Origin of the sequence: Olleya aquimaris (genome assembly GCF_003259525.1) — a bacterium.
GTDB lineage: Bacteria > Bacteroidota > Bacteroidia > Flavobacteriales > Flavobacteriaceae > Olleya > Olleya aquimaris.
In genome coordinates this window covers 18,100-30,024 of record NZ_QLLO01000005.1, presented here as the reverse complement: position 1 = coordinate 30,024, position 11,925 = coordinate 18,100, and the positions used below count along the sequence as shown (strand labels likewise).

The 11,925-nt window shown below is 32.9% G+C and carries 10 protein-coding genes; 7 read left to right on the top strand and 3 right to left on the bottom strand.

The window, feature by feature from the left end:
- Positions 1-223: 223 nt before the first annotated feature.
- The 3 genes from LY08_RS08050 to LY08_RS08040 form a co-directional block, all read right to left on the bottom strand.
- A complete protein-coding gene (locus tag LY08_RS08050; protein ID WP_111659942.1) occupies positions 224-1,633 on the bottom strand; it encodes a SusD/RagB family nutrient-binding outer membrane lipoprotein in 1,410 nt (469 codons plus the stop codon).
- A 12-nt stretch (positions 1,634-1,645) separates the two neighbouring features.
- Positions 1,646-4,909 (bottom strand): SusC/RagA family TonB-linked outer membrane protein, encoded by a 3,264-nt coding sequence (locus tag LY08_RS08045; protein ID WP_111659941.1) that lies wholly within the window; start codon positions 4,907-4,909, stop codon positions 1,646-1,648.
- A 120-nt stretch (positions 4,910-5,029) separates the two neighbouring features.
- Positions 5,030-6,727 carry a POTRA domain-containing protein gene (locus LY08_RS08040; protein WP_111659940.1) on the bottom strand — a complete coding sequence of 566 codons (1,698 nt, stop codon included), beginning with the start codon at positions 6,725-6,727 and terminating at the stop codon, positions 5,030-5,032.
- Positions 6,728-6,909: 182 nt separating this feature from the next.
- Here LY08_RS08040 and rpsL point away from each other — a divergent pair, with 182 nt between their 5' ends.
- The 7 genes from rpsL to rplW all read left to right on the top strand — a co-directional run bounded on the left by rpsL (position 6,910) and on the right by rplW (position 11,922).
- Entirely contained in the window at positions 6,910-7,284 is a 375-nt protein-coding gene (gene rpsL / locus LY08_RS08035) for a 30S ribosomal protein S12 (RefSeq protein ID WP_028283866.1), read from the top strand.
- A gap of 23 nt (positions 7,285-7,307) precedes the next feature.
- Positions 7,308-7,784, top strand: coding sequence for a 30S ribosomal protein S7 (gene rpsG / locus LY08_RS08030; RefSeq protein WP_111659939.1), 477 nt, complete (start codon positions 7,308-7,310; stop codon positions 7,782-7,784).
- A 6-nt stretch (positions 7,785-7,790) separates the two neighbouring features.
- The gene (gene fusA, locus LY08_RS08025; protein WP_111659938.1) at positions 7,791-9,917 is read left to right on the top strand and encodes an elongation factor G; all 2,127 of its coding nucleotides are present in this window, start codon (positions 7,791-7,793) and stop codon (positions 9,915-9,917) included.
- A 12-nt stretch (positions 9,918-9,929) separates the two neighbouring features.
- Positions 9,930-10,235: a 30S ribosomal protein S10 gene (gene rpsJ, locus LY08_RS08020; protein WP_010181931.1), complete on the top strand. Its 306-nt coding sequence runs from the start codon at positions 9,930-9,932 to the stop codon at positions 10,233-10,235.
- A 142-nt stretch (positions 10,236-10,377) separates the two neighbouring features.
- Positions 10,378-10,995: a 50S ribosomal protein L3 gene (rplC, locus tag LY08_RS08015; protein WP_111659937.1), complete on the top strand. Its 618-nt coding sequence runs from the start codon at positions 10,378-10,380 to the stop codon at positions 10,993-10,995.
- Positions 10,995-11,624 carry a 50S ribosomal protein L4 gene (rplD, locus tag LY08_RS08010; protein ID WP_111659936.1) on the top strand — a complete coding sequence of 210 codons (630 nt, stop codon included), beginning with the start codon at positions 10,995-10,997 and terminating at the stop codon, positions 11,622-11,624. The genes rplC and rplD overlap by 1 nt, the downstream gene beginning before the upstream one ends.
- Positions 11,625-11,631: 7 nt before the next feature.
- Entirely contained in the window at positions 11,632-11,922 is a 291-nt protein-coding gene (gene rplW, locus LY08_RS08005; protein ID WP_111659935.1) for a 50S ribosomal protein L23, read from the top strand.
- Positions 11,923-11,925: the final 3 nt, after the last annotated feature.

The following is an 11,925-nucleotide window of genomic DNA, read 5'->3' as shown; positions in this document are numbered from 1 at the left end:
ATGTGTCATATATGTAGTTAATTATAAGTTTAGACTAAATAAACTAGTAATTTTTGCAATCTAGATATGACAATTAATTCATTAAATAATTATTAACATTAATCAATAATTTAATGGATTTTTGAAGTGAGTCTATTAACTAAGTCGAAGATAATAAAGGATACTTACAAAAAAACCTCATAAGATAACTTATGAGGTTTTTAATAAATATTCTAAAATTGGGTTAGTTCATATCCCAGAATAATTTGGTTGTTTGACTATCACCACCAATTGCGCTTGATGCAGCAGACCAATTAGCTTCGTTCAAATTTTGTTCGTTTACAGGATACGTATATCTAGTTGGAACAGGATTAGATGTTACTGCAGGTAAGTTAAAAGTAGGGTTGTCATACTTTCTCCAAACTGTCCATCCTTCAAATCCTCTATTGTACATAGCTAACCAGAATTGTGTACCAATTTTTTGTCTCCAATCTCCAGCAGCTGTTGCATAAGCTACATTTGGATTAGCTAAATAAGTAGCAACATCTGGTACTCCCCAATAATCAAAAGAAGCAGTAATACCATTGTTGTAGTGCTGTGTAGCAGTTCCACCAACAGACCAAGTTCTGTGAGCTGCTTCTGCTAAGTAAAAAGATACTTCAGCAAAATCCATTAATACTCCTGGTAATGTTGGATCGTGTAAGTCTAAACCATCATCATACCCAGCAATGTGTGTGTAATTTCCAAAAGTATTATTATCTCCATATACACCACCATCGTAAACTCCTGCACCTAAGTTATCATCAAAATAAGCCATTCTTCTTGGGTCATCAAGATTGTTCATTACATCTACTAATGTATTTGCAGGTACAAAATCTGTACGATTAGACTGTACTAAATCTACCCATAATGGGTTAGTATTTGGTGTTGCACTTTCATACTGTAGTAATGCATTATCTGCATTTGAAGTAAATACTCCTGCTGCATAAGCTGCTTCAACTGTACTTTGAGATAATGAAGTGTTGAAATCTGATAAGCGAATTCCTAATTTTAATTTTAATGAATTAGCAAATTTATTCCATGCTACCATATCTCCACCATAAATTTTATCTGCAGTTGTAAAACCTGTACCAGATAAATTTGCAATAGCTGCATCTAATCTATTTAATAAATCTAAATAAATAGTTTCTGCATCATCATACTTAGGTAAAGTAATTTCTGTTAATGCTTCAGTGTAAGGTATATCACCAAAAGAATCAACTAATTGTTGCCATGTATAAATCATTAACACTTCAATTTGTGCTACACTAGCAGGATTTGTTGTTAACTCTTTTGCAGTTTTGAAATCTAAAAGCACATCTCTATACATTTCTGACCAATGGTTTTCTGGAATATTACGTCCAGTAAAATCATAATTAGTTTCGTCTGTATAAGTTGTTTCTGTCCAATATTGACCTAATAGCCTGAAAATATTTCTATTTACATTGGTACTAGTCATTTGATCAAACAAGCTTTTAGTTGCTGAATTGTATAAAAACTCCGCATCAACTTGAGTTGGGTTTTTAGGGTCTCTATTTAAATCTTCATATTGTTCGTCTGTTTGACAAGAGAACAAAACCATGAATGATAAAATTGTTGTTAATATTTTTTTCATAATTTAATTTTTTTAAAACTGTAACTTTAATGTTGCACCTATTTCTCTAATAGATGGGTAAGAACCAGATTGGTAACCTTGAATGTTACCAGAACTTAGACCTGCTTCAGGATCTGCATATGGTACACTTTTATCAATAATCCATAAGTTTCTACCAATTACAGATATTGATGCTCCAGTAAACGGAACTTTACTCAATAAGTTGTCATCAAAATTATAAGTAATACTAGCTTCTCTTAATTTAATGAATCCTGCATCATAAACGTGTTGACTATTAGCCGATCTTGCCCAACCCCAAGGGTTTGCAAAATTACTAGCGTCTGCTCTAGTGATGTTAGGAGATCCATCTGATGCAACTCCAGGAAGTAATACACCACCACTGTCTGCACCATAGTTTCCAGCAGATCCAGTAACTGGATTTCTAACTGGGTTACCTAAATCGTTAACACCTGCAGTGAAATCGTAAAGTCCAGTTCCAAAACCATACCATGTATCTAATGAGAATACATCACCACCCTTTTGCATATCAATTAAGAAGCTAAAGTTTAGGTTTTTGTATGTGAAACTATTATTTAAACCAGCAGTCCAATCAGGGTTAATATCACCTATAATATTGTTATTTGTAGAAGTGATTTGGTATTTACCAATTCTAGATCCAGTAGATTCTCCTTCTTGAATAACAATAGGTTGTCCATTTTCATGATATACAATATCTGTACCTCTAATAATTCCGTAAGGTTGTCCTGGTGTTGCGTTTAATGAAACTCCACCTTGGAATGAACCTAGTTGTAAGTTATCTATACCGTCTGCTAATGATACAACTAAACTTTTGTTTTTAGCCCAGTTGAAATTAACATCCCATCTGAAATTGTCTGTTTTTAAAGGAGTAGCATTTAATTGTAACTCTAAACCTTTATTTTCTATAGTACCAGCATTTAATAATACAGAAGTGTACCCTGTAGAATTAGATACTGGAACACTTGTAATTTGGTCTTTGTTTAATGTGTTATAATAAGAAATATTAAGACCTAATCTTCTGTCTAAAAATTGAGTTTCTAAACCAACCTCCCAGTTTTCTTGTCTTTCTGGTCTAAGGTTTGGATTTTGTTTAGCTCCAGGATTAGAAGCTATACCAGTACCACTGTAAGGTGTACCAATTCCATAAGTATTAAATACTCTGTATGGAGCAGTGTCAGATCCAACCTCTGCATAGTTAGCACTTAATTTACCAAATGATAACCAGTCTGCTTCAATTAGTTGAGAGAAAACTAAACTACCTGCTACAGAAAAATATCCGTATGTATTGTTGTCTTTTGGAAGTGTAGAAGAACGGTCTCTTCTGTAAGTACCTTCTAAATATGCATATCCATCATAACCTAAACTAGCTCTAGCATAAACACCATCTACTTTTGATGTCGCATCATATTCAGTTGGTGCATTTATAGCGTTAACACTATTAGATAATGAGTACAAGCTAGGTAGGTTTAAACCACCATTTGTAGCAGCAAAAATACTGTTTCTATCATTTCTTCTTAAGTTAAAACCTAAGTTACCTTCTAAGTTAAGTTTGTCTGTTAAGTTTTTGTTTGCACTTAAAATAAAATCATAGTTGTATTCTGCAACGTTATTGTTAAATCTGCTGTATTGAGAAACGTTTGCACTACCTACATTAGTTCTTTCTTCTTGTAATTCTGCATAAGTATCAAAAGTAAATCTACCTAAAACACTTAACCAGCTATTGATTTCATAGTCTAAAGCTATGTTTCCAAAATATCTGTTTCTTTGATCTGTTTGGTAGTTTTCAAAAAATGTCCAATATGGATTATCAGAATATATTGGTTGTCTATTAGAAGAAGATGTTGGGTTCCAAGTTATGTTTTTTCTTGTAGCAAAATAAGCTCTTTCTTGCTCTGCAACATCAACGTTAACTTGCCACCATTGTCTAAATTGTTGCATTACGTTGTTTGCATCATAACCAGTTCCGTATCTACCTTTACCATCAGTTTTAGTGTAAGTAAATGTAGAAGAAGCAGTTAATTTGTCACTTAAGTCGTGTGATCCAGAAAAATTAATTGTATTTCTTTTAATCTCACTATTAGGTAAATTACCTTCTTGTAATAAGTTAGTAAAACCTAATCTAAATGAGCTTGTTTCGTTTCCACCATCTAATGCAACAGAATTAATTCTTGTTGCTCCTGTTTTCCAAACATAGTTTGGATCGTTAGCACCTGCTACCCATGGAGAAGATTGTTGGTAGGTATTTGGTAATTCTGGGTAAATAGAATTCCATTGGAATACCTGTAAAGAAGGATCAAAAGCAGCTCCGTAAGACGCATCCTCTGTAAAAGGTGTTGCTAAATCTGGGTTACCATCTCCATCAATGTCTTCGTAACCAAAATATCCTGATGGATCATCATAAAATTGTCCATAACCAGCACCATAAGTTTTTTGGTATACAGGTAATGTTTCGCTATCAGCAGAACCAATAGTGTAACTTGAATTATAAGTTACTCCAATACCTTTTCTTTTTCTTCCTTTTTTAGTTGTAATCATTACAACACCATTGGAAGCTCTTGATCCATATAACGCTGTAGCTGCTGCTCCTTTTAATACGTTAATAGACTCAATGTCATCAGGGTTGATGTCTGATGCAGCATTACCATAATCATAACCTCCTCTACCAGTGGTTTGATTACCAGTGTTAGAGTTACCGTTATCAATTGGAATTCCATCAATAACAAATAATGCTTGGTTGTTTCCAGCAATAGAAGAGTTACCTCTAATTACAACGTTTGTTGAACCTCCTAAAGTACCAGAAGATTTAACGTCTAAACCAGCAATTTTTCCTGATAAAGCGTTAACAAAGTTTTGAGTTTTAATTTTGGCAACTTCCTCGCCATCTACTTCTTGAGTAGCATAACCTAAACTTTTCTTTTCTCTTTTAATTCCTAAAGCTGTTACTACAACTTCATCAAGAGTGTTGTCTGGTTGTAAGGTTACATTAATTGTGTTAGAAGATGCTACTGCTTTTTCTACAGTACCATATCCTACATAGCTAAAAATTAATACTTGTCCATTACTGGCTTCGATAGAGTAGTTTCCATCAAAATCTGATGTAGTACCATTGGAAGTTCCTTTAACCACAACCGTAGCTGAGGGTAGTGGTAGTCCATTTTCATCAGTAATAGTTCCTGAGATTGTTTGTTCTTGTGCGTATGATAGACTGGCTATCATCACTAAGAACAGTGTTAAAATTCGTTTTAAATTTGTTTTCATATTAGTATATTAAATTAGTCTTACTCAAAACTCCTAAATTTTTGTTAAACAAACAATATTTAAACCATTTATTTTGACAAAAAATTAAGTTTAAATTTAAAATATACTGATAGTCAGGATTTAAAAGGTAGCGTTTAAGCTAAGGTGTATTTTAGAATTTGAAAAATTAAACGAATCTTGGGCAGTTTTACCATTAGCATAAATAAAACGAAGAAGACCACCTTTAGTTAAAATTCCAAAACCAAAGCCAAACCCATAAAGGTTTTCTTTTTGATTAATTACATTATTATTGAAATTAGCCACATCTATTACAGAATTAATAAAAATACTGTTACTTAGTTTGTATCTATATTCAGAATTTAGAATGTACAAACTATTTGCGGATAAGCTATTTTCTGTAAAACCCCGAATAGTGTTTATACCGCCAAATCTAAATAGTTCATTTTCTAGATAAGAATCAGAATCAATAGATTGTACTGTACCTTTTAGGTAAATACTATTTTTTGGATTTAAATTAAATATATGATGCGCACTAATGTCTACTAATGTTTGTGGCTCACTAAATGTGTCCGTATCTCTTTTTCCTAACCCTAATTGAATTTTTAAAAAAGACTTAATTTGAAAAAGTTTTTCTAAGTTTTGTCTTTTAGTATATTGAAATCGTGTAGTGTAAAAAACCGAATTAAAGTCTGCAACATTGTTTAAGTTGTTTGTGTTAGATAGATTGCTAGATTCGGTGCTCTCAAGTCCTATAAAAAAACTAGTTTTATCATTTAATTGATAAAACAAATTAGCTTGTTGTTTAGTATTTATAAAAGTAGAATCTCTTTTAAGTATAGCTAAAGAAGCTTCAACGCCTAATGGAGATCCAAAAATATATGGTAGATTAACCTTTAAATTAAAGTTTTTCTGGTCACTTTCATCACTTTTATAGTCTAGGTATAAGCTTTCACCATAGTTTAAATTGTTTTCAAGGAATAAATTAAGATACCCATTAAACTCAATTTTGTTGCTAGTTTCATTAGTTGTAAATCCAATAAAACCATCAAAATTATTGCTTGGTGTTTTTTCTAAATACAAATATAGTTGTGTGGAGTCTTTTGTAAATAAAATTTCAGGAGATTTTGCTTGGTTAGCAAAACTCAAATTATTTAGTGCTAAAGTTTTTTTATTAATTAATTCTAGATTAAAAGGTTTTCCAGTTTTTATTTTTAGAAAACGTTTTAAATATGAAGCTGGGAATTTTTCATACCCTTTTATAATTATTTTATCTAGTTTTCTAATTGGTTCTTTAGTTTCAATAACTAATTTAGCATTTAGTGTGTTGCTATCTACTTGTTTAATGTCGCTAAGTTTTAAGTTTGAAAACGGAAAACCAGAGGAGCTAACTATTTGATTGTATTTTTTTAATTCCTTTTCAACACTATCATATTTTAGTGTAAAACTATTGGTGTTTAGTTCTGGGAATTTTAATTTTTGAAAATAACTTTTTGAACTAATTGTCGAGTCTATATATATGACTAAGTTTTCTATTTTATTTTTTAAATGAAATTTTGCTACATAAACAGAATCAGTTTCTAATGAAGTAGAAATAATTTCATTATTTAAATAACCCGCTTTTTCTAGTTTGTTTTGAAACAGAATAACTTCGCTTTTAATTGAGGCTAAACTATTATGAGTAAACTGATATTTAAAGTCTAAGATTTTAGAAGTCTCATGATCATCAAATCCAATGATATTTAATTTTATTTCTTGGCCAATACTAAGCTGAAAAGAAATTATAACAGATACTATTAAAAGTTTTTTGATAAAATTCAATACTGTTTTGTTAAGATTTAAAAGAATAAAACTAACGTAAAAAACTTACTAATTAATACGTAGGATATATTAAATTTTAAAAACTACTAAAAATTAATACTTTAAGATTTGAATAATCGATTTTAATTTCTACCTTTGCAGCCCTCTTAGAGAGAGGTAACATAAAATTATATTAAAATTATATGCCAACAATTTCACAATTAGTACGAAAAGGAAGAGCCAAAATAACCAAGAAGAGTAAATCGGCTGCTTTAGATTCGTGTCCTCAAAGACGTGGTGTATGTACTCGTGTTTATACAACGACACCTAAAAAACCTAACTCAGCAATGCGTAAGGTAGCAAGGGTTCGTTTAACAAACGGTAACGAAGTAAATGCATACATCGGTGGAGAAGGTCACAATTTACAAGAGCACTCGATAGTATTGGTTAGAGGTGGAAGGGTAAAAGATTTACCAGGAGTTAGATATCACATCGTTCGTGGTGCTTTAGACACAGCAGGTGTTGCAGGTAGAACACAACGTAGATCTAAGTATGGTGCAAAACGCCCTAAAAGTTAATTAAGAAAACTTAAGAAGAAGACATGAGAAAAAGAGCAGCGAAAAAAAGACCGCTTTTACCAGATCCGCGTTTTAACGATCAGTTAGTAACTAGATTCGTTAACATGATGATGTGGGACGGAAAGAAGTCAGTAGCTTTTAAAGTATTTTATGATGCAATAGACATCGTAGACTCTAAAAAGACAGACGAAGAAAAAACAGCTTTAGAAATCTGGAAAGATGCATTATCTAATGTTATGCCTCACGTAGAAGTACGTAGTCGTAGAGTAGGTGGAGCAACATTCCAAATTCCTAATCCAATACGTGCAGACCGTAAGGTTTCTACTGCAATGAAATGGTTAATTAGTTTTTCTAGAAAGAGAAATGAAAAATCTATGGCATTACGTTTAGCTTCAGAGATTTTAGCAGCAGCTAAAGAAGAAGGAGCGGCAGTTAAAAAACGTGTTGATACACATAAGATGGCAGAAGCCAATAAAGCATTCTCTCACTTTAGATTTTAATAAGAAATGGCAAGAGATTTAAAATACACAAGAAACATAGGTATTGCAGCCCATATTGATGCGGGAAAAACTACAACTACCGAGCGTATTCTTTATTATACAGGAGTTTCACATAAAATTGGAGAAGTGCATGATGGTGCTGCTACAATGGACTGGATGGAGCAAGAGCAGGAGCGTGGTATTACTATTACATCTGCAGCTACAACTTGTACGTGGAATTTCCCATTAGAAAACGGAAACCCAACACCAGATACAAAAGGATATCACTTCAACATTATTGATACTCCTGGTCACGTAGATTTTACTGTAGAGGTAAATAGATCTTTACGTGTTTTAGATGGTTTAGTGTTTTTATTTAGTGCAGTGGATGGTGTAGAGCCACAATCTGAAACTAACTGGAGACTTGCAGATAACTATAAAGTGCCTAGAATAGGTTTTGTTAACAAAATGGACCGTCAAGGATCTAACTTTTTAGCTGTATGTCAACAAGTAAAAGACATGTTAAAATCTAACGCAGTGCCAATTGTTTTAAACATTGGTGATGAAGCAGATTTTAAAGGAATTATAGATTTAGTAAAAAACAGAGCTATTGTATGGCATGACGAAACTCAAGGGGCAACTTTTGATGTTATTGACATTCCAGAAGATATGAAAGAAGAAGCTCGTAAATATCGTGCGCTTTTAATTGAAGAAGTTGCAAGTTATGACGAGGATCTTTTAGAAAAATTCATGGAAGATGAAGATTCTATCACAGAAGAAGAAGTGCATGCTGCACTTAGAGCTGCTGTAATGGATATGGCAATCATTCCAATGATTTGTGGTTCTGCTTTCAAAAATAAAGGAGTTCAGTTTTTATTAGACGCAGTATGTCGTTATTTACCTTCTCCAACAGATAAAGAAGGTATTGTAGGAACTAATCCTGATAACGGAGAAGAAATTTTACGTAAGCCAAGTGTAGACGAACCATTTGCTGCTTTAGCATTTAAAATTGCTACCGATCCTTTTGTAGGTCGTTTAGCATTCTTTAGAGCATATTCAGGTCGTTTAGACGCAGGATCTTATATATTAAATAACCGTTCAGGTAAAAAAGAACGTATCTCTCGTATCTACCAAATGCACTCTAATAAGCAAAATGCAATCGATTTTATCGAAGCAGGAGATATTGGAGCAGCAGTAGGATTTAAAGATATCAAGACTGGAGATACTATGTCTGATGAAAAACATCCTATCGTATTAGAGTCTATGGACTTTCCAGATCCAGTAATTGGTATTGCTGTAGAGCCTAAGACTAAAGCAGATGTTGATAAATTAGGTATGGCTTTAGCAAAATTATCTGAAGAAGATCCAACTTTTACAGCAAGAACAGACGAAGCTTCTGGACAAACAATTATATCAGGAATGGGTGAGTTACACTTAGATATTATTGTAGACCGTTTACGTCGCGAATTTAAAGTTGAAGTAAACCAAGGTCAACCACAAGTAGAGTACAAAGAAGCTATTACACAACGTGCAGAACACAGAGAAGTTTATAAAAAGCAATCTGGTGGACGTGGTAAATTCGCAGATATTGTATTTACAATAGAGCCAGCAGAAGAAGGAAAAGAAGGTTTAGAGTTTGTGTCTGAAATTAAAGGTGGTAACGTTCCTAAAGAATTTATCCCTTCAATTGAAAAAGGATTCAAAATGGCAATGGTTAATGGACCATTAGCAGGATATGAAGTTGATGCTATGAAAGTAACATTAACAGATGGATCTTATCACGATGTGGATTCGGATCAATTATCATTCGAATTGGCAGCTAAATTAGGATTCAAAAATGCTGCAAAAGCTGCAAAAGCTGTAATTATGGAGCCTATTATGAAACTTGAGGTAATTACACCTGAAGAAAACATGGGAGACATAGTTGGAGATTTAAATAGAAGAAGAGGTCAAGTAAGTGATATGGGAGACAGAGCAGGTGCAAAAACTGTAAAAGCTACCGTGCCATTATCAGAAATGTTTGGATATGTTACGACATTAAGAACATTATCATCTGGTCGTGCAACATCTACTATGGAATTTTCTCATTATGCAGAAACGCCTTCTAATATTTCAGAAGAAGTTATTAAAGCAGCAAAAGGAGTTGAATCGTAAATCTTAAATAAAATGAGTCAAAAAATCAGAATAAAATTAAAGTCTTACGATCACAACTTAGTAGACAAGTCTGCTGAAAAGATTGTAAAAACAGTTAAAAGTACAGGTGCTGTGGTGACCGGACCAATTCCATTACCAACACACAAGAAAATTTTCACTGTATTACGTTCACCACACGTAAACAAGAAGTCTAGAGAACAATTTCAATTAAGCTCTTATAAGAGACTATTAGATATTTACTCTTCATCTTCTAAAACAATTGACGCTTTAATGAAGCTTGAATTACCAAGTGGAGTAGAAGTAGAAATTAAGGTGTAAGTAAAACAATCGTTTAGCAAAGATTAAACGAAACATGTCCTAAGCTTCGGGCGAAGGAAAAACGGTAAAAATACAATTCAAGGCTGAAACGTATTTTCAGCCTTGAATATTAATAAATAGTAACAATAAATAAATAATAATTATGTCTGGGTTAATTGGAAAAAAAATCGGTATGACCAGCATCTTTGATGAAAACGGGAAAAACATTCCTTGTACAGTAATCGAAGCTGGACCATGTATCGTTACCCAAGTCAGAACTGAAGAAGTTGACGGTTATAATGCTGTTCAACTTGGTTTCGATGACGCGACAGAAAAAAGTGCTACTAAAGCTGATCTAGGTCACGCTAAAAAAGCAGGGACTTCTGTAAAACGCAAAATCGTTGAATTTAAAGGTTTTGATAAGGAGTACAAATTAGGTGATGCAATTACTGTAGAGCACTTCACAGAAGGTGAATTTGTTGATGTATCAGGTACATCAAAAGGAAAAGGATTTCAAGGGGTTGTTAAACGTCATGGATTTGGTGGTGTAGGTCAAGCTACTCACGGACAACATAACCGTTTAAGAGCACCAGGATCTATTGGAGCAGCATCTTATCCAGCTCGTGTATTCAAAGGAATGAGAATGGCAGGAAGAATGGGTACAGATTCAGTTAAAGTTGAAAATTTAAGAGTTTTAAAAGTAGTTCCAGAAAAGAACTTACTTGTTGTTAAAGGTTGTGTACCTGGGCATAAAAACGCTTATGTAATTATCAGAAAATAATGAAAGTAGCAGTTTTAGATATAAACGGAAAAGAAACAGGTAGAAAGGCAGACCTTTCTGACGGTGTTTTTGCTATTGAACCTAATAATCACGCTGTATATTTGGATGTTAAGCAATACTTAGCAAATCAAAGACAAGGTACTCATAAAGCTAAGGAAAGAGCTGAGATTACTGGAAGTACACGTAAGATTAAAAAACAAAAAGGTACAGGTACAGCTAGAGCTGGTAGTATCAAGTCTGGAGTTTTTAGAGGTGGTGGACGTATGTTCGGACCAAGACCAAGAAATTACTCATTCAAACTTAATAAAAATTTAAAACGTTTAGCACGTAGATCAGCTTTAAGTATTAAAGCAAATGAAAAGTCTATTATCGTTTTAGAAGACTTTAATTTTGATGCTCCAAAGACTAAAAATTTCACAGCAGTTTTAAATGCATTAGACCTTCAAAACAAAAAATCATTGTTTGTGTTGGGAGCTTCAAATAATAATGTATATTTGTCGTCACGTAATTTGAAAGGCTCTGAAGTTATAACTAGCTCAGAATTAAGTACTTACAAAATATTAAATGCAAATCAAGTTGTTCTTTTAGAGAGTTCTTTAGAAGGAATTGAGTCGAATTTAAGTAAATAGAAACAAAATGAATATCTTAATTAAACCTATAATCACAGAAAAAGCAACTGCAAATAGCGAGTTAAACAACTGCTATAGTTTCTTTGTGAACACTAAGGCGAACAAGGTAGAAATCAAAAAAGCAGTAGAATCTGCTTATGGAGTTTCTGTTGAAAAAGTTCGTACTATAAATGTCCGTCCAGATAGAAGTACCAAGTTTACTAAAACTGGTATTCAGCATGGTAAAACAAATGCAATGAAAAAAGCAATTGTACAACTGGCGGAAGGTGAAATGATTGATTTATACACTAACATGTAATTA

Bases quoted from the DNA above. Each gene is read 5' to 3' on its own strand.
- LY08_RS08050 (WP_111659942.1), bottom strand. From the start codon at position 1,633: ATGAAAAAAATATTAACAACAATTTTATCATTCATGGTTTTGTTCTCT.
- LY08_RS08045 (WP_111659941.1), bottom strand. From the start codon at position 4,909: ATGAAAACAAATTTAAAACGAATTTTAACACTGTTCTTAGTGATGATA.
- rpsL (WP_028283866.1), top strand. From the start codon at position 6,910: ATGCCAACAATTTCACAATTAGTACGAAAAGGAAGAGCCAAAATAACC.
- rpsG (WP_111659939.1), top strand. From the start codon at position 7,308: ATGAGAAAAAGAGCAGCGAAAAAAAGACCGCTTTTACCAGATCCGCGT.
- fusA (WP_111659938.1), top strand. From the start codon at position 7,791: ATGGCAAGAGATTTAAAATACACAAGAAACATAGGTATTGCAGCCCAT.
- rpsJ (WP_010181931.1), top strand. From the start codon at position 9,930: ATGAGTCAAAAAATCAGAATAAAATTAAAGTCTTACGATCACAACTTA.
- rplC (WP_111659937.1), top strand. From the start codon at position 10,378: ATGTCTGGGTTAATTGGAAAAAAAATCGGTATGACCAGCATCTTTGAT.
- rplD (WP_111659936.1), top strand. From the start codon at position 10,995: ATGAAAGTAGCAGTTTTAGATATAAACGGAAAAGAAACAGGTAGAAAG.
- rplW (WP_111659935.1), top strand. From the start codon at position 11,632: ATGAATATCTTAATTAAACCTATAATCACAGAAAAAGCAACTGCAAAT.